The 19,796-nt window shown below is 69.2% G+C and carries 17 protein-coding genes; 3 read left to right on the top strand and 14 right to left on the bottom strand.

The features are described from left to right. Window positions 1–150 precede the first annotated feature (150 nt). Both SH922_RS35885 and SH922_RS35880 read left to right on the top strand, forming a co-directional pair. Window positions 151–2,643: a ThuA domain-containing protein gene (locus SH922_RS35885; protein ID WP_393062718.1), complete on the top strand. Its 2,493-nt coding sequence runs from the start codon at window positions 151–153 to the stop codon at window positions 2,641–2,643. Then, window positions 2,640–4,877 (top strand): OmpL47-type beta-barrel domain-containing protein, encoded by a 2,238-nt coding sequence (locus SH922_RS35880; RefSeq protein ID WP_393062717.1) that lies wholly within the window; start codon window positions 2,640–2,642, stop codon window positions 4,875–4,877. Before SH922_RS35885 ends, SH922_RS35880 begins: the two co-directional genes overlap by 4 nt. 13 nt (window positions 4,878–4,890) lie before the next feature. Here SH922_RS35880 and SH922_RS35875 read toward each other — a convergent pair whose 3' ends face one another. Together SH922_RS35875 and ligD are read right to left on the bottom strand one after the other, a co-directional pair. After that, window positions 4,891–5,970 carry an ABC transporter permease gene (locus tag SH922_RS35875; RefSeq protein ID WP_393062716.1) on the bottom strand — a complete coding sequence of 360 codons (1,080 nt, stop codon included), beginning with the start codon at window positions 5,968–5,970 and terminating at the stop codon, window positions 4,891–4,893. Beyond that, a complete protein-coding gene (gene ligD, locus SH922_RS35870; RefSeq protein ID WP_393063786.1) occupies window positions 5,967–6,977 on the bottom strand; it encodes a non-homologous end-joining DNA ligase in 1,011 nt (336 codons plus the stop codon). Before ligD ends, SH922_RS35875 begins: the two co-directional genes overlap by 4 nt. A 97-nt stretch (window positions 6,978–7,074) precedes the next feature. Here ligD and SH922_RS35865 point away from each other — a divergent pair, with 97 nt between their 5' ends. Then, window positions 7,075–8,139, top strand: coding sequence for an ATP-dependent DNA ligase (locus SH922_RS35865; protein ID WP_393062715.1), 1,065 nt, complete (start codon window positions 7,075–7,077; stop codon window positions 8,137–8,139). Window positions 8,140–8,153: 14 nt separating this feature from the next. Here SH922_RS35865 and SH922_RS35860 read toward each other — a convergent pair whose 3' ends face one another. The 12 genes from SH922_RS35860 to SH922_RS35805 all read right to left on the bottom strand — a co-directional run bounded on the left by SH922_RS35860 (window position 8,154) and on the right by SH922_RS35805 (window position 19,793). Further along, window positions 8,154–9,443, bottom strand: coding sequence for a lytic murein transglycosylase (locus SH922_RS35860; protein WP_393062714.1), 1,290 nt, complete (start codon window positions 9,441–9,443; stop codon window positions 8,154–8,156). A 22-nt stretch (window positions 9,444–9,465) separates the two neighbouring features. Next, window positions 9,466–10,191, bottom strand: coding sequence for a hypothetical protein (locus tag SH922_RS35855; RefSeq protein ID WP_393062713.1), 726 nt, complete (start codon window positions 10,189–10,191; stop codon window positions 9,466–9,468). 63 nt (window positions 10,192–10,254) lie between these two features. Continuing rightward, on the bottom strand, window positions 10,255–10,752 hold the full coding sequence (locus tag SH922_RS35850) for a nuclear transport factor 2 family protein (RefSeq protein WP_393063785.1): 498 nt from the start codon (window positions 10,750–10,752) through the stop codon (window positions 10,255–10,257). A 131-nt stretch (window positions 10,753–10,883) separates the two neighbouring features. Further along, on the bottom strand, window positions 10,884–11,585 hold the full coding sequence (locus tag SH922_RS35845; protein WP_393062712.1) for a hypothetical protein: 702 nt from the start codon (window positions 11,583–11,585) through the stop codon (window positions 10,884–10,886). Further along, window positions 11,582–12,103, bottom strand: a complete 522-nt coding sequence (locus tag SH922_RS35840) for a hypothetical protein (RefSeq protein WP_393062711.1) — start codon at window positions 12,101–12,103, stop codon at window positions 11,582–11,584. The genes SH922_RS35845 and SH922_RS35840 overlap by 4 nt, the downstream gene beginning before the upstream one ends. Next, window positions 12,100–13,362 carry an MCE family protein gene (locus SH922_RS35835; RefSeq protein WP_393062710.1) on the bottom strand — a complete coding sequence of 421 codons (1,263 nt, stop codon included), beginning with the start codon at window positions 13,360–13,362 and terminating at the stop codon, window positions 12,100–12,102. Before SH922_RS35835 ends, SH922_RS35840 begins: the two co-directional genes overlap by 4 nt. Continuing rightward, on the bottom strand, window positions 13,362–14,516 hold the full coding sequence (locus SH922_RS35830; RefSeq protein ID WP_393062709.1) for an MCE family protein: 1,155 nt from the start codon (window positions 14,514–14,516) through the stop codon (window positions 13,362–13,364). The genes SH922_RS35835 and SH922_RS35830 overlap by 1 nt, the downstream gene beginning before the upstream one ends. Next, window positions 14,513–15,628: an MCE family protein gene (locus SH922_RS35825; protein WP_393062708.1), complete on the bottom strand. Its 1,116-nt coding sequence runs from the start codon at window positions 15,626–15,628 to the stop codon at window positions 14,513–14,515. Before SH922_RS35825 ends, SH922_RS35830 begins: the two co-directional genes overlap by 4 nt. 1 nt (window position 15,629) lies before the next feature. Continuing rightward, on the bottom strand, window positions 15,630–16,649 hold the full coding sequence (locus SH922_RS35820; RefSeq protein WP_393062707.1) for an MCE family protein: 1,020 nt from the start codon (window positions 16,647–16,649) through the stop codon (window positions 15,630–15,632). After that, window positions 16,646–17,680, bottom strand: a complete 1,035-nt coding sequence (locus SH922_RS35815; protein ID WP_393062706.1) for an MCE family protein — start codon at window positions 17,678–17,680, stop codon at window positions 16,646–16,648. Before SH922_RS35815 ends, SH922_RS35820 begins: the two co-directional genes overlap by 4 nt. After that, window positions 17,677–18,990 carry an MCE family protein gene (locus SH922_RS35810; protein ID WP_393062705.1) on the bottom strand — a complete coding sequence of 438 codons (1,314 nt, stop codon included), beginning with the start codon at window positions 18,988–18,990 and terminating at the stop codon, window positions 17,677–17,679. Before SH922_RS35810 ends, SH922_RS35815 begins: the two co-directional genes overlap by 4 nt. Continuing rightward, entirely contained in the window at window positions 18,990–19,793 is an 804-nt protein-coding gene (locus SH922_RS35805; RefSeq protein WP_393062704.1) for an MlaE family ABC transporter permease, read from the bottom strand. The genes SH922_RS35810 and SH922_RS35805 overlap by 1 nt, the downstream gene beginning before the upstream one ends. Window positions 19,794–19,796 lie beyond the last annotated feature (3 nt).

Genomic DNA, 19,796 nt, shown 5'->3' with positions numbered 1-19,796 from the left:
GTAGCCCGGGGATCTTCGTTTATCCACACTAAGGACAAAGTTCGTGCGATTGCTGCCATAGCTATTGGCGAGTCGCGAAAAGAGGTCTAGCTTCATGCGCTGTTGCAGTGCCAAAGCTGTTGCAGTGACCAAAGAGGGGTGGGTGACCACATGCAGCGCACACCACATCACAGGTCCAGATCACGACGCGGGCTCGCGGCGGCCGTTGCGGCCGGCGCTCTGACCGCATCCCTGCTCGGTGGCAATGCCGCCAGCGCCAGAACGGATCCCCGGGCTCCGGAATCCCTGGCGACAACGTTGTCCCTGCCGTCGCCACCGGGCGGCGCCAACGTCAAGGTGCTCGTCTTCCACGCCTCCGCCACCGACGAGTCGCCGACGGTCGACGCCGGGATCGCGGCGATCGAGCGGATCGGGCTCACCGGGCCGGAGGCAGGCCGGTTCAAGACCGTGGCGTCCGACGACCCGGCCGTCTTCACCAACGGCAGGAAGCTCGGCACTTACAACGCCGTGGTCTTCCTGACGGGTGGCGGTGACGTCCTCGACCCGGAGCAGGAGGCCGGTCTGGAGGCGTACATGGAGGCCGGCGGCGGCTTCCTCGGCATCCATGACGCGGCACGCACCGAGCCGTACTCGGACTGGTTCACCGGTCTTGTCGGTGCGCGTCCGGCGGCCGGCAGTCCCACGTCCGTACAGCGTGCGACGGTGGAGATCGGCGACCGGCAGCACCCGGCGACGAAGAACCTGCCGTTGGAGTGGAAACGCCCGGACAAGTGGCTGAACTGGAAGGACAATCCGTCCGGCGACGTGCACACCGTGGCGCGGGTCCGGGAGATCACGTACAAGCCGGGAACGAGCGCCAACGGCTGGGACCACCCGGTCTCCTGGTGCCGTGACTACGACGGTGGCCGGTCCTTCTACACCGCGATGGGCGGCACGGTCGACAGCTTCGCCGAGGCCGACTTCCGGGACCACCTGCGCGGGGCGATCGACTGGACGACCCGGATCTCGCAGGCCGACTGCAAGGCGACGATCACCTCCAACTACACCGCGGAGCGGGTCACTCAGCCCAACCAGCCCGGCAAGAACGACCAGATCGGCGAGCCGCACGGCCTGGTGACCGCCCCCGACGGGCGCGTCCTGTACATCGGTCGCGGCGGCGCCGACAGCAGCGTGCCGGTCGTCACCGACTGGAGCGACCCGAACGTCGGCAAGGGCCTGGGCCAGATCCACGTCTACGACCCGAAGACGAAGAAGGTCACCCTCGCCGGTGAGCTGACGATCTTCGGCAACAAGGGCGGAGGCGACGAGCTGATCAAGGTCGAGGAGGGCCTGCTCGGTATCGAGCTCGACCCGGACTTCGAGAAGAACGGCTGGGTGTACCTGCACTACACACCTCACGACAAGCTCGACCGCGACAAGCAGATGGCGGTCCGTCAGGTATCCCGTTTCACCCTCGACCTGGCGACGAACAAACTGGATCTCTCCTCCGAGAAGGTGCTGCTGCACTGGCCGGTCCAGGTCCACAGCTGCTGCCACGCCGGCGGCGGCATGGCGTGGGACTCCAAGGGCAACCTGTACATCGCGACCGGTGACAACAACTCCTCCGGTTTCAGCGACGGTTACTCCGGCAACAACCCGCAGCCGAACTACAAGGGCGTCTCGTTCTCCGACGCCCGCCGCACCGCGGGCAACACGAACAACCTCAACGGGAAGATCCTGCGGATCCATCCCGAGGACGACGGCACCTACACGCTGCCCGCGGGCAACCTCTTCACCGGCCAGGAGCCGGACGAGGGCGGTGGCAAGACCCGCGGCGAGATCTATGTGATGGGCGTGCGCAACCCGGCCCGGATCTCCGTCGACAAGTCGACCGACACGCTGTACGCGGGCTGGGTCGGACCCGACGCGGGCGCCCCGAGCACCACCTGGGGCCCGGCGAAGTACGACACGTTCGCCGCGATCACCAAGGCGGGCAACCACGGCTGGCCGTACTGCATGGGCAACAAGCAGCCCTACCGGGACCGCAATCTGCCCGATCCGAGCAAGCCGCTCGGCTGGTACGACTGCGACCACCCCAAGAACGAGTCGCCCAACAACGACGGCCTGGTGAACCTGCCGCCGATCACCTCCAACACCATCTGGTACTCGCCGCAGGGCGGTGGCGTGGACTACCCGCGTGACGCCAACGGCATCCCCAGCTACAAGGTGGAGGACCAGAAGGAGCTCCTGCCCTGGCTCAAGGGCGGCGGCCAGGCCACGATGAACGGCCCGGTCTACCGGTACGACGCTGCGAGCACCAGCGCCGACAAGTGGCCCTCCTACTGGGACGGCAAGTGGTTCGTCGGTGACTTCTACGACGACACCCAGCCGCGGCACGCCGTGCTCACCGACCCGAAGACGGTCGGCAAGGGCGGTCTGCCCACGCACGCCGAGTCGCTCAAGGAGATCATCCCGGTGGGCGCGGACGGCATCCGCAATCTGATGGACTGGAAGTTCGCGCCGGACGGTTCGCTGTACGTCCTGGACTACGGGCGCGGCTTCTTCACCTCCGACTCCAAGTCAGCGCTGTGGCGCGTGACGTACAAGGGCGGCGCAGCGACCCCGGCCGTCAAGGACCTGGCCAGGAAGGCGGCAGTGCAGTGAGACACCGTTCGATCTTCTTCCGAAGGCGGTCGCGGCCCGCGCGGCTGTGGCTCGCGCTGCTGGGATCGTTCCTGATGGTGCTGGGGCTGACGTCGACGGCGGCGTACGGCCGTTCGGCGGCCCCGGTGGACGCGGCGGCCGACCAGGTACTCACCTGGACGGCCGGCAACCCCATCGACCACTACCTCTCCGCACCGAAGACGGCGGTGGCCGGCAAGGCGACCATCGTCTTCGAGAACAGTGAGGCGACCGGGAACACCACGGGCATGCCGCACACGCTGACCTTCAGCGTGTCGGACCCCGAGTTCAACAACGACGTTCCGCTGAACCTGCTGGCCAACCCGGGCGACGACCAGGGCGGCAAGCAGACGGCGGAGGTCACGCTGACCGCCGGCCGGTACTTCTACCACTGCACGATGCCGGGGCACGAGGCTATGCAGGGCATCCTGACCGTGACCGACGGGGGTGGCGGCGAGGACACCACCGCACCCGAGACCTCGGCGAAGGTCGACGGCGACAAGAACGCCGACGGCGCGTACATCGGTCAGGCCACCGTCACCCTCTCCGCCACCGACGAGGGTTCGGGCGTCGACACCGTCGAGTACGCGGTCGGGGCCGACGGCGCCTGGCAGCCGTACACCGTGCCGGTCGTGGTGAACGAGGTCGGCGCGCACACCATCCGCTACCGCGCGACCGACAAGTCCGGCAACGCGGCCGCGGAGAAGACGGCGGAGTTCGCGGTCGCCGCTCCGCCGACGGACGACACGACGGCGCCGGAGACCTCGGCGACCGTGTCCGGGGAGAAGGACGACCAAGGGCAGTACCTGGGCATGGCGACGGTCACCGTCACCGCGTCCGACACCGGGTCGGGCGTCAACACCATCGAGTACGCGCTCGGGGCGGACGGCGCCTGGCAGCCGTACACCGGTCCCGTGATGGTGCACGAGATGGGGGCGCAGAAGGTCCGTTACCGCGCCACCGACAAGGCGGGCAACGCGGCAGCCGAGAAGGCGGTGGACTTCACCGTCGTCGAGCCGCCGACCCAGGACACGACGCCGCCCGAGACGTCCGCGAAGGTCGAGGGCGACAAGAACTCGGACGGCGCCTACCTCACCAGCGCCAAGGTGACGGTCACCGCGACCGACGCCGACAGCGGGGTGGACAAGGCCGAGTACTCCCTGGACGGCGGCCCGTACCTGGCCTACACCGCCACGGTGATCGTCGACCGGATCGGCTACCACACGGTCGCCCACCGGGCCACGGACAAAGCGGGAAACACCTCCGAGGCCAAGCAGGTGTCGTTCACCGTCGCGCAGAGCGGCGGCGTACCGGCGCCGAACTGCCCTGAGTTCGACGAACGCCTCACCGTCATCGTGGGCACCGTCGACACCGGGGTCCCCAACCGCATCACCGGCAACCGCTGCACGATCAACGAGCTGATCGAGGACGAGAAGGACTGGTCGTCGCACGCGCTGTTCCTCAAGCACGTCGACAAGGTCCTCGACAAGCTCCTCACCGCCGGGGTGATCGACGCCCGCGAGCACAAGAAGATCTACACGGCGGCCAAGCAGTCCGGCATCGGCAAGCCGGGCCAGGACGAGGGCTACCGCAAGCTCTTCGACGGCACGGCCGCCTCGCTCGCCAAGTGGCAGCAGGTGGGCGGCGGGCAGTTCGCGCTCAACGAGGCCGACGGCTCGATCACCAGCTCCACCACGGTGGACGGCATGGGCATGCTGTGGTTCCCGGAACGCCAGTACGGGGACTTCTCGCTGAAGCTCCAGTGGCGGGACGACGCCCCCGGCACGGGCAACGCCAACGGCGGTGTCTTCGTGCGCTTCCCCAACGTCCACGACAACCCGGAGGAGCCGAATCCGGAGTGGGTCGCCATCAAGTACGGCCATGAGATCCAGGTCAACGACCGGCCGGACGGCGACATGTACAAGACCGGTTCCGTCTACGGATTCGACCGGGTGGGTCTCGCGGGCGCCGGGGTCACCCCCAAGGGCACCTGGAACGACTACGAGATCCGGGTGGTGGATCAGCACTACTCGATCTACCGCAACGGTGTCCTGCTCAACGAGTTCGAGAACACCGGCGGTCAGCTCTTCGAGCCGCCGCGGGGTGACGACCCGGGCACCGACGGCCGGCGGTACGCCTCCGGCTACATCGGGCTCCAGGTCCACAGCACCTCGGACGTGATCTCCTACCGGGACATCCGGATCCAGGAGCTGTAGGCAGCGTTCGGGATCAGGTGGCCGTGGCCGCGTGCTCAGGCATGCGGTCGCGGCCTCCCGGGTGCCGGTGGCGCCACACCCAGAAGACCGTGATGGAGACGATGGACCAGGCCGCGAGCACCAGAAAGGGGAAGAGCTTCTGGTGCCCCTGGTAGTAGACGGCGGTGTGCTGAGCGTTGACGGAGGCCCCCGGCGGCAGCCAGCGTCCGATGTGCCCAAGCAGCGAGGGCAGCAGCGGCCAGGACACCGCTCCGCCTGAGGACGGGTTTCCCAGGAGCACCATCACACCCCATGTGGGAAGCATGGCCCAACGCCCCATCAGGGTGTTGAACATGGTGAAGACCATGCCCGAGGTGAACATCGTGAACGCCAGGATCAGCCAGGACTCGGCGAAGGGCAGGTCGACCGCGCCCAGCAGCCAGTCCACCACCGCGGCGATGGCGAAGGCGCCGAGCAGCGAGTATCCGATCGTGAACGCGATCCGCTCCAGCGGGATCAGGCTCCGGGCGTGGACGCTGAGCTGGATGGAGCCGACGAAACCCACGATGACGGCGGCCAGCGAGATGTAGAAGAGCGCGAGTCCGCGCGGGTCGCCCTTCTGGAGCGGTTTGACGTCCATCACGGCGACCGGGATGCCCAGCGTGTCCCCCACCTTCACCGCGGATTCCGCGAGCAGTTGGGCGACGGCGGCACCTGAGGCACTGGCCACGTCGAGCGCCACTCCGCGGCTGCCGGACCGCACGATCGTGAAGACCTTCTGCTCCTCCAGCGCCTCGCGCGCCTGGGCGGGGGTTCGGTAGACATGGATGACGAGGGAGGCGTCCAGGGCCTTGTCCATGGCGGCGACGAACTCCTTGCCGCGAGCCGTGTCCGGCTGGCTGACCACCGCGGCCGGAATCCGGTGGGGAGTCGGGTTGGCCATCGCGTACGTGTACGAGCCGGCGAAGAGCCCGGCGGCGGCCGCCAGGATGAACAGCAGGACAGTCGCCGGGAAGTAGGGCGACTCCTTGAACGCCGCCCATTTCTCGCCGCGGGTCAGCGGCCGGCCGTGCGCCCCTTTCGGTGTCCCGGCTGCGGCGCCGGACTCGCTCATGCCTCGCCGTCCTCGTCGTGACGGGCTCGGCTGGGCTGCACCCGCTTCGGTTCGCCCGGCATCTTCGGGTACTCCGGCGGGTACGGCATGTCACCGGGGCCGCCGTCGCTCTCGTGACGGTCGGCGAGCTCCAGCAGCGCGTCGAGCCGGAACGCCTCCTGGTCCATGTCCGCGTGCACATCGCCCTGCTCCGCGTACCGCACCGGCATGGTCCGGATGTCGAAGTCACGGGGTTCGGCGTCCTCGATCTCCTCCCAGCGCAGTGGGGCCGATACCGGGGCGTGCGGCCGGGGGCGTACGGAGTAGGCGGAGGCGATCGTCCGGTCGCGGGCGGTCTGGTTGTAGTCGACGAAGATGCGCTCGCCGCGCTCCTCCTTCCACCAGGCGGTGGTCACCCGGTCGGGCATCCGGCTCTCCAGCTCGCGCCCCACCGCGATGGCCGCCCGCCGGACCTCGGTGAACGTCCAGCGCGCCTCGATGGGGACGAAGACGTGGATGCCGCGACCGCCGGAAGTCTTGGGCCAGCCGCGCAGCCCGTGCTCGTCCAGGACGGAGCGCAGTTCGAGGGCCGCCCGGACCGCGTCGGCATAGTCGGTGCCGGGCTGCGGATCGAGGTCGATGCGCAGTTCGTCGGGGTGGTCGGTGTCCCCGCCTCGGACGGGCCACGGGTGAAAGGTGAGGGTACCGAGGTTGGCCGCCCAGATGACGGCGGCCACCTCGGTGGGGCAGATCTCCCTGGCGGAACGGCCGCTCGGGAAGGCGATCTCGGCGGTGGGGATCCATTCGGGGAGGTTCTTCGGGGCCCGCTTCTGGTAGAAGAACTCACCCTCGACGCCGTCCACGAACCGCTGGAGGGTGGTGGGCCGGTTGCGCAGGGCACGGATGATCCCGGGGCCCACGGCCAGGAAGTACTCGGCCACGTCCCTCTTGGTGTAGCCCTTCTCCGGGAAGTAGATCTTGTCCGGATTGGACAGCCGTACGGCCCGTCCCGCTGCTTCCAGCTCCACCGCTTTGCCCGCTGCTGCCATGTCGGCCACGGTAGGCGGGACGCACATATGCCGCATATCAGGGGACTCCGGTCGCCTTACGGTCCACAATCGAGGCATGGATCTGCCGGTGATGCCGCCCGTGAAGCCGATGCTCGCCAAGTCCGTGTCCAAGATCCCGCCGGGCATGCAGTACGAGGCGAAGTGGGACGGCTTCCGGGCGATCGTGCACCGGGACGGCGACGAGGTGGTGATCGGCAGCCGCACCGGCAAACCCCTCACGCGCTACTTCCCCGAGCTGGTCACCGCGGTCCGGGAGAATCTTCCGCCGCGCTGTGTCGTCGACGGCGAGATCGTGATCGCGTACGACGGCCGGCTGGACTTCGACCGGCTCAGTGAGCGCATCCACCCCGCCGACTCCCGGGTGCGGCTGCTGGCGGAGCAGACTCCGGCGAGTCTGGTCGCGTTCGATCTCCTCGCGCTGGGCGACGACTCGCTCCTGGACACGCGACAGTCGGACCGGCGCACGGTGCTGGAGGCCGCGCTCGCCGACGCCTCGGCCCCGGTCCATCTCGCCCCGTCGACCACCGATCCGGCCGTGGCCCAGGAGTGGTTCGAACAGTACGAGGGAGCGGGGCTCGACGGAGTCGTCGCCAAACCGCTCGATCTGCCGTACCGGCCGGACACCCGCGCGATGTACAAGATCAAGCACGAGCGCACCGCCGACTGCGTGGTGGCGGGCTACCGCTTCCACAAGAGCGGCCCGGTCGTCGGCTCGCTGCTGCTCGGTCTGTACGACGAGCAGGGCGCGCTGCAGCACGTGGGCGTCTGCGCGGCCTTCCCGATGAAGCGCCGCGCGGAGCTGGTCACCGAGCTCGAACCCCTGGTCACCGATGTCGCCGAGCACCCGTGGGGAGCCTGGGCGGACGCCGAGGCGCACGAGGGTTCCCGGATGCCCGGCGCCCCGAGCCGCTGGTCGGGGAAGAAGGACATGTCCTGGGTGGCGGTGCGTCCGGAGCGGGTCTGCGAGGTGGCGTACGACCACATGGAGGGCGACCGGTTCCGGCACACGACCCAGTTCCGCAGGTGGCGGCCGGACCGCACCCCGACCGGCTGCACGTACGCGCAGCTGGATGAGGTGGTGCGGTACGACCTGGCCGAGGTGCTGTCGGCGGGCAGCTGACCGTACCGCCGGGATCAGCCGGTGGCCGGCGGCGCCGAATCGGTGGAGCAGGGCTCGCCCGTGTCCGTCGGGTCGGGCGACGGGGTCTCCGCGGTACCCGTGGTGTCCGTCGGGTCCGGTGAGGCGGAGTCCGTCGGGCAGCCGGGCTCACCCGGGTCGGGCGTGGTGGTCGGGTCGGGGGTCGTGCCGGGGTCAGGCGTCGTCGTAGGGTCCGGGCTGGTGGAGCCGGTGTCGGTGGGGTCGGGGGTGCCCGGATCCGTGGAGCCGCCGGGGTCGGGGGTGGTGCCCGGATCCGTGGAGCCGCCGGGGCCGGGGGAATCCGTGTCACCCGGCGAGGGGCTCGTGCCCGGGTCCGCGGTTCCCGGTGTCGTCGGACCGGTGGAGTGGCTGGGCTGCGGACCGACCTCGATGCCGCCACCGCCGTCACCGTCGTTGCCGCCCGTGCCCGGCCCGCCCACGGGGCGCTTGGGCTCGTTCGGACTGCCGGCACCGGGGCTCTTGGGCACGGGGCCCTTACCGTCGGGCACCACGTGGATGCCGTTGCGGTAGAACTCCAGCCAGGACAGCACGGTACGCAGATAGGTGTCCGAGTGGTTGTAGCTCAGGACCGCCCGGTCCAGGTCGGCGCGCACCGTCAGATCGCGTGTGCCGGCGCAGAGATACGCCCCGGCGGCCAGGGATGCGTCGTAGATGTTGCTCGGGTCGCTGCGGCCGTCACCGTTGCCGTCCCTCGCCCAGTGCGCCCAGGTCGAGGGGATGAACTGCATGGGGCCGACAGCCCGGTCGTACGTCTTGTCCCCGTCGTAACCGCCGCCGTCCGTGTCGGGGATGTTCGCGAACCCGGCGCCGTTGAGCACCGGCCCCAGGATCGGGGAGAGCGTCGTGCCGTGGGCGTCGACCCGGCCGCCGCCCGCGTGTCCGGACTCGACCTTGCCGATCGCGGCCAGTAACTGCCACGGCAGCCGGCAGCCCGGGTCACTGCGCCCCAGTGCGCTCTCCGCCTTGCGGTAGGCGGCGAGCACCGTGGACGGGATCCCCGCCTCGGCCCACGACTGGACGGCGGCCCTGTTGCGCTTGACGCCGGGCTTCGGCGGCTCGGGGCTCTTCAGGGGCGGGAGTTCGGTGTGGTAGGAGTCGTCGTTGGGTACCTGCGACCACTTGACCTCCTCCGCCTCCAACTTCTGCTGCGGCGTCTCGTCGTGCGCCACGAGTCCCGGTGCCTGGGACGCGGTGAGCGCCGCCATCGCGGCGACGGCGGCTGCGGTGCCGCCGATGCCGCGGCGCATGGTGCCGTTGAACCTCATGCGTGCTCTCCTCTCCCCCGGGTCACCGGGTGAACGTATCGATGGCGGAGATCCGCCAAGTGCCGCCCTGACGAACCGCGTCCACGGCGAACATGGCCGCCGCGTACGTGGTCTCCTCCGACTTGCCCGTACGGGTGTTGCTCTGGTCGGCGAAGATGATCAGGCGGGCCCGGTCGCCGTCGAGCGTCTCCACCCCGCTCTCGGTCACGGTCGTGGTGAGGACGAGCTTCTGCTTGGGCGCCTGCGCCCGTACCTCGGCGAGCATGTCCTTGTGCTGCTGGACGGCCCTGCCCGTCAGATGCTTCTTCACCGCGGCATCGGCCTTGGCCGGCGAGGCGTAGTTGTACGAGAACACCGCGCCGACGGCCTCGGTGATCTGGCCCTTCACCTCGCTGGTGCGGCTGATGTCGGTGAGCGCGGTGTTCTGCCGGCTCGGGTCGTCGCGGAGACTGTCGGCCGAGGTGAACGCCCAGACGGCGAAGGCACCGAGGAGCACGGTGGCGGCGCACAGCACGGCGGGCAGCCGGATGCGGAGGCGCGGTGGCCGGGACGGTGGCTCCTTGCCGTCCTTCCGTTCCGGCTCCTCTTGTGTTTCCGCCTCGTCGACGGCGGCCCCGTCCGTCCCGGAACCGTCAGCAACGGTCTCGGGCTCCACGGGCTTGTGTACGGGGGCGGGCGCTGCGGTGCGTTCGGCGGCGACGGTGGCCAGGCGGCGCTGCCGGTTGACGAGGTGACGGGTCGTCGACATGTCCGGGGTCCTCTCGGGGGGCGGGGTGGGAGTCGGTGGCGTCAGTGGCAGCCGGGCGGCCTCTCAGCCGGCGGTGTTGCCTACGGGCGCCTGGCCGAGGGCACTGAGCTTCCACCCCTCGGAGGTGCGGGTGAGCTGCCCCAGCATCCGGCTCTCCTTCACCGCGGGCTTGCCCTTGGGCGCGGTCACGGTCACCCGCAGCGCCACCATCACCCCCGCCTTGCCGGCCCGGTCATCCAACTCGGTGACCGCACCGGACAGCACCTTGGCCGTGCTGACCGTCTTCGCCGCCTGGATCTGCTTCACGAACCCGTCCCGTCCGTCGACGAGTTGCTGGTGCAGGTCCCCGGTGGTGGAGTCCTCCCAGCTGTCGAGTCCCTCGGCGAGCTGCTCGTGGTCGAGCGTGTTCATGTTCTGCACAGCCTGTTCGCCGGCGGCCAGTGCGTCGTCGCGCGCCTGGGCGTACGCCGCCGAGCCGTCGTGCTCCGCCTGGTACCAGGACACTCCGCCCCAGCCCGCGGCGCCCGCCGCCGCGACCGTCAGCACGATCGCCGCCGCCACCAGCGGATTCCTCGTCATCCGTACCCGTGCTGCCCGTGCCATCGCTGCCTCTCCCTGCCGGCCGGTCCGTGCTGTGCTGTGCTGTGCTGTGCTGTGCATGCTCCGTGCTGTGTCCGCTCCGCGCTGACGCTCTATCTGGAGTTGATGTCGACGATCGTCCAGCGTCCGTCCCGCATTTGGGCGGTGACGGACAGCTGTGCGGCCGCTCTGTTCGCGGCCTTGCCCTCGCGTTCGTAGACCTGGTCCAGGAAGACGAGCAGATGGGCGCTGTCGTGGGTCAGCCGGGTCACTCCGGCGCGCACGACATGCGTGGTGAGGGTGAGCTTCTGGCCGGCGGCCTGCTTCTCGACCTGGCCGAACAGCGCCGCGTACTGCTGGAGCGCCTTGCCGGCCAGAAGCTGCTTCGCCGACTCCTTGGTGACCCCGGTGGCTGCGGGGCTGTAGGAGAACACCTTGCCGAGCGCGTTGGTGACGTCGCCCGCGACCCGGGTGGTCGCCTCGCTGTTGGTCAGCGCCCGGTTGGCGGTTGCGGGGGTGTCGCGCAGCTGGCGTCCCGCGGCGAAGAGCCCGCCGCCCGCGGCGAGCAGCGCGACGACCAGCACCCCTGCCACGACCCGCAGCCGTCGGCGGCCCGCACCGGATGCGGCGTCGTGCTCGCCCGGCCCCTGCTCACCGCCTGCCGGAGCGCCCTCTCCGTTCTCGAGCTTCCCGGCCTCGCTCTTCCCGGATTCGTCCTCGGCCGTCCCCGCCGCCGTGGTACCGAGTTCCCCGAGGTCCTCCACATCGGTGTCCGTGCCGGTGGTCACGACCGCTGCCCCTCCCTGCCGCTTCATGTGCCGCTCCCGACCGCGATCGCCGTGAGTGCCTTGACCTTCCAGCCGTCCGCTGTCCGCGCCAGAGTGGCCTCGAAGCGTTTGCGTTCCGTGCCGCCCTTGCCCGTGCGCGGGGTGATCTCGACATCCACCGTGGCGATCATCCGGGCGGTTCCGGTCCGCTCGTCGAGGGCGGTGAGCGCCGCGTCGGTGACCTTCCCGCGCGCCGTGGAACCGGACTTCGTCAGCTCGGCTGCGTCCTTTCTCCGGGTGCGCGCGAGCTGGTCATGGAGCGGTCCGGCCGAGGAGTCGAGCCAGGCGCCGAGACCGCCCGCCACGCTCTTCGCGTCCTTGCCGTCCAGACTGTTGAGCACGGCCAGTCCACGCTTCCCGTCGGAGAGCGCGGTGTCACGGGCCTTGGCGTACGCCAGGTCGTCGTCGCCGCGCGCCTGTGCGTACGACCAGCCGCCGAGCGCACAGATCAGTACGGCGGCGAGCAGAACGGCCCAGCCGCCCATGGTCTTCGTACGGGGTGTCATGAGCCGCCTCCCTGGCCGAGACCCAGCAGTCCGGCCATGCCTTCGGCGGCCGGGGCGATGTCGGGGGTGACGCCGAGCGCGCCGGGCAGCCGGCCCTTCGACGTGTCGGACAGCAGCATCGAGCCCGGTGTGGCCGGTGCGGGCAGGGCCCCGCCCTTGGGGGCGTTCGCACTGCCGCGGACGTTGATGCCGGTTCCGGGTGACGAGGTGCAGCGGGCTGCGGTGTTGAGCGCGGGGCCCTTGGTGAGGTCATCCCCGTTGCGGTAGGTCGTGGCGCCGTAGCCCGAGGTGCAGGGCAGCGGCTCGAAGAAGGTGACCGACATTCCGAACCGGGCGCCGTTCTCGTCGACCGCGCTGGAGCCCGCGGCCGCCACGGCCGGCAGCTTCACCAGCAGTTCTTCCAGTCCCCGCTGCCGGGTGACGGCAACGTCCGAGGTGGTGAGAAGGTTCGCGACGACGACCCCGAAGCTCGGGTCGAGGTCGCGGAGCAGTCCGCTGATCTGTCCTGTCGCGTCCGGGGCTGCCGCGATCAGCTTGCGCAGGTCGGTGTCGGATCCCTTGAGTTCGGTGGCCAGTTCCTTCGCTCCCGAGGCGAACCCCTTGAGTGCGTCGCCCTGTTCCGCCTGGGTGCGCAGCACGGTCTCGCCGTCGATCATCAGCCGGGTGTTGACGGGCAGTGCGTCGTCGGCCGCCCGGACGAAGTCGCTGCCGGTGTCCAGCAGCACCTGGAGGTCGTCACCGCGGCCCTCGAAAGCGGTGCCGAACTCGTCGACGACCGTCCGCAGCGATTCGAGGTCCACGGATCCGGCGAGGTCGTCGACGCTGGTGAGGACGTCGGTGACGGGCGCCGGAACGGTCGTGTCGGTCTGGTCGATGACGGAGCCGTTCGCCAGGTACGGGCCTTCGGTGCGGGTCGGCCGCAGATCGACGTACTGCTCGCCGACGGACGAGAGATTGGCGACGACGGCCTTCAGCCCGTCCGGGATCGGCGGGGCGTCCTTCTCGATGCGCAGTTCGGCCTCCACCCCGTCGTCGGTCAGTTCGATGGGACCGACCCGGCCCACGGAAACGCCCCGGTAGGTGACGTTGGAGTGGGTGAACAGGCCGCCGGTCTGCGGAAGCTGGACCTTGACGGTGTAGTAGCTGCGCATGCCGATGTAGTGGCCGAGGTCGGCGTAGCGGACTCCCAGATAGCCGAGTACGAGCACCGCGATGATCAGGAACGCGATGTTCTTGAGCCGGATGGCCAGGGTGATCATCAGTTGCTCCCCTTCGTCGTCGAGGTGACCGAGGGAAGGGGCAGCGGCAGGGCCGGGCCGGACTTCTGCGCGGTGCCGCCCGAGACCGCCGGGGGTGTGGTCCCGGACGGGTCGAGCGGCGGAATGATCTGTGTGCCGGGCATGGCCGTCACATCCAGGTAGACGTTGAGGTAGTCGCCCTTCACCCCGCGCAGCACCTCGTCCGTGAACGGGTAGGTGAGCAGCACCTGGAGGGAGTCGGGCAGATCCTGGCCGGAGTCGGCGAGGGCCTGGAGGGTGGGGGCCAGGGCCTTGAGGTCGGCGACCATGTCGGCCTTGCTCTTGTCGACCGTGTCGACGGCGACCGTGGAGAGGGTGTCGAGCGAGCTGAGCATGGTCATGAGCGAGCCGCGCTGCTTCTCCAGGACCTTGAGGCCTGGACTGAGCCCGGTGAGTACCGTGCCGACGTCCTGTTTGCGGGTGGCGAGGGTGGCGGAGAGCCGGTTGACCCCGTCCAGGGCGTCGGTGATGTCCTCCTTGTGCCCGTCCAGGTTCGTCACGAGGGTGTTGACCCGCTTGAGCATGGAACGAACCTGTGGTTCCCGGCCGGTGAGTGCCTTGTTGAGCTCGGTGGTGATGGTCTTGAGCTGGTTGACGCCGCCGCCGTTGAGGAGCATCGACAGAGCCCCGAACACCTCCTCCACCTCCGGATTCCGGTTGGTCCTGGCCAGCGGGATGCGGTCTCCGTCGGCGAGGGCGCCCGCGGCCTTGCCGGCGGCGGGCGGCGAGAGCTGGATGTACTTCTCGCCGAGGAGACTGGACTGCTCCAGGTGCGCGTAGGCGTTCGCGGGCAGCTTGATGTCTCCGTTGACCCGCATGGTGACCTTGGCGTTCCAGGTGCCGGAGGCCAGCGAGATCTTGGTGACGCGGCCGACCGCCACGTCGTTGACCTTGACCGAGGACTGCGGGGCGAGGCTGAGCACGTCCCCGAACTCGGCGGTGATCTCGTACGGGTGGTCGCCGAGGTCCGCGCCGCCGGGCAGGGGCAGCTGGTCGATGCCGGTGAACGTCGGCAGGTCGACCGTGGTGGCGACCAGGGCCAGCCCGACGCCCACGACGAGCACGGCGGCGACGCCGGTCGCACGGGCGCCGGGTCTGCGCAGGACGCGGCTCATCGCTTCGCCCCCTTCTTCTGCGTGGCGGACTTCGCGGGAGTGCCGTAGACGGTTCCCACGGCGGGCAGCGGCAGCGAGGGCAGCGCCTTCTGGCGGGTGGCGTCCACGGGTGACAGTCCGGACACGTCGGTCGACCCGTCGGTGAGCGGCCCGCCCATGGAGAGTTCGTTGAGGTTGGTACGGCCGTTGAGCGTGCGGTTCAGCGGGTCGTAGGCGTTGAGCACGTTGTCCGCGGCGAGCGGAAGCGTGTCCATGGACTCGGCGAGCGAGGCGCGCTGGTCGACCAAGGTCTGGGTGATCGGCACCAGGGCGTCCACGTTCGCCTTCAGGGCGCCGCGGTTCTTCTGGATGAAGGTCTTGACCTGGCCGAGGGCCGTGCCCAGTTCCTTCAGCGCCGCGCTGAGGTTCAGCTTGTCGTCGGCGAGGAATCCGGTGACCGAGTTGAGCTGCTGTTCGGCGGCTCGTACGTTGCCGTCGTTGTCCTTCAGCATGGTGGTGAAGGTCTGCAGGTAGGACAGCGTGTCGAAGAGGTTGCCGCTGCTCTTGTCGAGGGTCTTCGTCGCCTTGCCGAACTGCTCGATGGAGTCCCCGATGGCCTTTCCGTTGCCGTCGAGGTTCTCGGCGCCGGTGTCCAGGAGCCCGGCCAGCGCGCCGTTCGCGTTGGCCCCGTCGGGGCCGAGCGCGGTGGAGAGCTCGGTGATGGAGGCGTAGAGCTGGTCGACCTCGACCGGGGTCGCGTTGTTCGCGGCCGCCAGTACGGCCTCGTCCTCCAGTACCGGTCCCCCGTCGTAGGCGGGGGCGAGCTGGACGTAGCGGTCGGCGACCAGGCTGGGGGCGACGACCACGGCGTGCGCGCCCTTGGGCACCTTGACGCCCTTGTCTACGCGGAGGGTGATCCTGACCTCCTTCCCCTTCGGCCGGACGGATTCGACCCGGCCGACCTTCACTCCGAGGATCCGCAGGTCCGATCCGGCGTACACGCCGGTGGCCTGGTCGAAGTAGGCGGTGACGGTCGTCGTGCCCTCCTCGTCCATGGCCATCACTCCGGAGGTGGCGGCCACGGCCACGACGGCGAGTCCGGCGCCGATGCCGACAATGCGCGTGATTCTCATGTCAGCGGCCGCCTTGCTGCTTGGGTGGCATGCATCCGGTCAGCGGAGGCGTGTTCGCGGGGAGGTAGCTCTTGGGGACGACCCCGCAGACGTAGTTGTCGAACCAGCGTCCGCTGCCGAGTGTGTTGCCGACGAGCCGGTTGTACGAACCGGCCAGCGACAGCACCTTGTCGAGGCTCTTGCGGTTCTTCACCAGGACCGCGGTGACCCGGCCGAGTGAGTCCAGGGTGGGCTTCAGCTGCTTGTTGTTGTCGGCGACGACACCGGTCAGCTGGGTGCCCAGGTCGCGGGTGCCGGTGAGCAGCAGATGGATGGAGTCCCGGCGGGCCTGGATTTCACCGAGGAGCAGGTTGCCGTCCTTCAGCAGCGTCTCGAAGCTGCTCTTCTTGCCGGCCAGTGTCCGGGTCAGCTGCTTGCTGCCCTTGAGGAGCGTGGCCAGCTGGGCATCCCGCTGGGAGACGGTCCGCGAAAGTGCGGAGAGCCCGTCCGCCGCGCTCTTCACGTCCGGCGGCGAGTCCTTGAAGGTCGCGGAGATCGTCTCGAAGCTCTTGGCGAGCTGCTCGGTGTCGATCTCGCCGATGGTCTCGCCCAGTCCGTTGAACGCCTGGGTGACGTCGTACGGGGAGGTGGTGCGGCTCGACGTGATGCGCTCGTCCGGGTCCTGGGGACCGGTGCCGAGCGGGTCGACGGCGAGGTACTTGTCACCGAGCAGCGTCTTGATGGCGATGCCCACGGTGGAGGAGTCGCCGATCCAGGCGTCCTCGACCCGGAAGCTGACCTTGACCTTGGCGCCGTCGAGTGCGACTCCGGTGACCTCGCCGACCTTGACGCCCGCGATGCGTACCTCGTCGCCGTCGCCGAGACCGGCGGACTCGGTGAAGTCGGCGGTGTACGTGGTGCCGTGGCTGATGAAGGGCAGGGAGTCGGCCCGGTAGGCGCCGAAGCCGGCGAGGGCCAGGACGAGGAGTCCGACGATGCCGATGGCGACGGGACTGCGTTCGCGCAGGGGTCTGGTCGTCATGACAGGCACCTGCTCGGGTTGGTGATCCCGATGCCGGTGGGCGGGACGCTGCCGTCCTCGGTCGTCACACCGCTGACCCTGGCCTCGCAGAGGTAGAGGTTGAGCCAGGAGCCGTACGAGGCGAGACGGCTGATGGCCTCCATCTTGGCCGGGGTCTTCTTCAGGAAGTTCTCGATCTGCGGGGTCCCCTGGCCCAGTTGGTCGGACAGGCGCCCGAGCTGCTTGATGTCGTCCTTGAGGGGCTTGCGGCCGTCCTGGAGCAGACCGGCGGTGACCGTGGTGAGCGCGCCCATCGCCGTGACCGCCTCCCCGAGCGGTTTGCGGTCACCCGAGAAGCCCGTGACCAGCTTCTGGAGCGTGTCGACCAGGTCGTCGAATCCGGCTTCCCGGTCGTTCACGGTCTTCAGGACCGTGTTGAGGTTCTTGATCACCTCGCCGATCACCTTGTCCTTGGCCGCGACCGTGCTGGTCAGGGAACCGACGTGCTGGAGGATGCTGTCGACAGTGCCGCCCTCGCCCTGGAGCACCTGGACGATGGAGCCCGCGAGCTGGTTGACGTCCGGCGGGGACAGTCCTTCGAAGAGCGGCTGGAAGCCGTTGAAGAGCTGGGTCAGGTCGAGCGCGGGTGTGGTGCGCGAGAGCGGGATGGTCGCTCCGGCTTCGAAGCTCCTGCCGACCGCTCCGGTCCCCTGGTCGAGGTCGATGTAGCGCTGGCCGACCATGTTGAGGTACTTGATCGACGCGGTCACCGAGGCGGGCAGCCGACGTCCCTTGCGGACGGCGAAGCCGACCTCGGCGAGCCGCTTGTCGGCCACCTTGATGGACTCGACCTGCCCGACCTTGACGCCGGCGATCCGGACGCTGTCGCCGACGATCAACCCCGTGGCATCGGTGAACCTTGCCTTGTACGTGGTGGTGTCACCGACCCCCGTGTTGGCGATGGACAATCCGAGGACGGTGGTGGCCAGGACGGTCACCACGATGAAGACGATCGATTTCGCGAGCGGTCCCGCGAGGGAGCGGCGCTTCACTTGAGCTTCACCTCCGCACCGCGGAAGGCCGGACCGATGAGCACGCTGCTCCAGTCGGGCAGGGTCTGCGGCTGGACTTTCAGTGAGGGAGCGACCAGCTCGTTGACGAGCCGGCTCTCCTGCGGGGAGTTGGGCATACCGAGTGCGGTGTCCTGGGCCGTGGGCGCGGTGGTGGTCTGCTCCGCGGCGTCCGCCTTGTCGCCGGGGGCGGGCGATGCGGCTGCCCGCCCGGCGGCGGTCGGCTCGGCCGTCCCGACGTACGGCACGGAGTAGCAGTGCGGGCCACCGGTGGCGTCGTACACGGGGGTGTCGGTTCCGGGCACGTACTTCCCCCGGGACTTCACGGACTTGACGGTGACGTGCAGGCCGGGCTGGTCCGTTCCCTTGCCGAGCGCCTTGTCCATCGCCGGGACGAATCCGGCCACGGTCCGCAGGGTGCAGGGATACTCGTCGGAGTACTTGGCCAGGAGCTCCAGCGTCGGCCTGCTCGTGGCCGAGAGCCGGATCAGGTTGTCCTTGTTCTCCTGCAGGAACGAGGTGACGTCCTGCGCGGTCGCGGTCGTGGAACCGTAGAGGTCGGCGAGTTCCGCCTGCTGCTCGGCGATGGTGCCGCTGGTGGTGGTGAAGTCCGTGAGTGCGTCCAGGATGTCGGGGGCGGCGTCCCCGTACACCTTGGTCACCTTGACGAGTTCCTTGATGTCGGCGTTGAGCGTGGGGAGCTGGGGGTTGAACGTCTGGAGGTGGGCGTCGAGCGTGACGAGGGTGTCGCCGAGCTTCTCGCCGCGCCCCTGGAGTGCCTGGGAGACCGCGTTGAGGGTGGCGGAGAGCTTCTCCGGCTTCACCGCGGTCAGCAGCGGCAGGACGTTGTCGAGCACCTCTTCCAGTTCGATGGCGTTGCTGGAACGGTCCTGCGGGATGACAGCCCCGGCCCGCAGGGTCTGCGCGGACGGGACTGCGGGCGGCACGAGGGCCACGAACCGTTCGCCGAACAGGGTGGTGGGCAGCATCTGGGCGGTCACGTCGGCCGGGATCCGGTCGAGCTGGTCGGGCTTTATCGCGAGGGTGAGCCGGGCGCCCTCGCCGTCGGCCGCGATGGTGCGGACCTGCCCGATGACGACTCCGCGCAGCTTCACATCGGCGTTGTCGTGCATCTCGTTGCCGACGCTTCCGGTGCGTACGGTCACGGTGGCGTCGTCGGTGAAGTCCTTCTCGTACACCGCGACCGACACCCATATGAGGAGGGCGGGCACCAGCAGGAAGGCGACTCCCGCGAGTCTGCGGCGGGCCGTGGTTGCGGTCCGGTTCTTCATCAGCCGGCCACCTTCACGGTCGTCGTGGCGCCCCAGATGGCGAGCGAGAGGAAGAAGTCGGTGACGCTGATCAGCACGATCGCGTTGCGCACCGACCGGCCGACGGCCACACCGACCCCTGCGGGGCCCCCTGAGGCGTGGAAGCCGTAGTAGCAGTGCGCGAGGATCACCATGACGCTGAAGATCAGCACTTTGAGCACCGACAGCAGTACGTCCTGCGGAGAGAGGAAGAGGTTGAAGTAGTGGTCGTACGTGCCCGCCGACTGTCCGTTGAACAGGACGGTGACGTAGCGGGACGCGATGTACGAGGAGAGCAGCCCGATCGCGTACAGCGGGATGATGGCGACGACCCCGGCGATGATGCGGGTGGTGACCAGGTAGGGCATGGACCGCACGCCCATGGACTCCAGGCCGTCGATCTCCTCGTTGATGCGCATGGCGCCGAGCTGGGCGGTGAAGCCCGCGCCGACGGTCGCGGAGAGGGCGAGTCCGGCGACGAGCGGGGCGATCTCGCGGGTGTTGAAGTAGGCGGAGATGAATCCGGTGAAGGCCGCGGTGCCGATCTGGTTGAGGGCCGCGTACCCCTGGAGGCCGACGACGGTTCCGGTGGCGAGCGTCATCGCGATCATGACGCCGATGGTGCCGCCGACGACGCCGAGACCGCCGCTGCCGAAGGCGACTTCGGCCAGGAGCCGCTGCACCTCCTTGAGGTAGCGGCGGAGCGTTCTGGGGATCCAGACCAGGGCCCGTACGTAGAAGGTGAGTTGGTCACCGGATCGGTCGAGCCAGCTGAGCATCGACATCGG

It is taken from the genome of Streptomyces sp. LN549 (assembly GCF_043203805.1).
Lineage (GTDB): Bacteria > Actinomycetota > Actinomycetes > Streptomycetales > Streptomycetaceae > Streptomyces.
The sequence above is the reverse complement of the archived record's forward strand: the minus strand, read 5'-3'. Positions and strand labels throughout refer to the sequence as shown.

What these genes read in the sequence shown, in the direction of transcription:
- SH922_RS35855 (WP_393062713.1), bottom strand. Translation starts at nt 10,191, where the DNA reads ATGTCGACGACCCGTCACCTCGTCAACCGGCAGCGCCGCCTGGCCACC.
- SH922_RS35885 (WP_393062718.1), top strand. Translation starts at nt 151, where the DNA reads ATGCAGCGCACACCACATCACAGGTCCAGATCACGACGCGGGCTCGCG.
- SH922_RS35860 (WP_393062714.1), bottom strand. Translation starts at nt 9,443, where the DNA reads ATGAGGTTCAACGGCACCATGCGCCGCGGCATCGGCGGCACCGCAGCC.
- SH922_RS35825 (WP_393062708.1), bottom strand. Translation starts at nt 15,628, where the DNA reads ATGAGAATCACGCGCATTGTCGGCATCGGCGCCGGACTCGCCGTCGTG.
- SH922_RS35805 (WP_393062704.1), bottom strand. Translation starts at nt 19,793, where the DNA reads ATGTCGATGCTCAGCTGGCTCGACCGATCCGGTGACCAACTCACCTTC.
- SH922_RS35845 (WP_393062712.1), bottom strand. Translation starts at nt 11,585, where the DNA reads ATGAAGCGGCAGGGAGGGGCAGCGGTCGTGACCACCGGCACGGACACC.
- SH922_RS35810 (WP_393062705.1), bottom strand. Translation starts at nt 18,990, where the DNA reads ATGAAGAACCGGACCGCAACCACGGCCCGCCGCAGACTCGCGGGAGTC.
- SH922_RS35840 (WP_393062711.1), bottom strand. Translation starts at nt 12,103, where the DNA reads ATGACACCCCGTACGAAGACCATGGGCGGCTGGGCCGTTCTGCTCGCC.
- SH922_RS35865 (WP_393062715.1), top strand. Translation starts at nt 7,075, where the DNA reads ATGGATCTGCCGGTGATGCCGCCCGTGAAGCCGATGCTCGCCAAGTCC.
- SH922_RS35830 (WP_393062709.1), bottom strand. Translation starts at nt 14,516, where the DNA reads ATGAGCCGCGTCCTGCGCAGACCCGGCGCCCGTGCGACCGGCGTCGCC.
- SH922_RS35835 (WP_393062710.1), bottom strand. Translation starts at nt 13,362, where the DNA reads ATGATCACCCTGGCCATCCGGCTCAAGAACATCGCGTTCCTGATCATC.
- SH922_RS35820 (WP_393062707.1), bottom strand. Translation starts at nt 16,649, where the DNA reads ATGACGACCAGACCCCTGCGCGAACGCAGTCCCGTCGCCATCGGCATC.
- SH922_RS35875 (WP_393062716.1), bottom strand. Translation starts at nt 5,970, where the DNA reads ATGAGCGAGTCCGGCGCCGCAGCCGGGACACCGAAAGGGGCGCACGGC.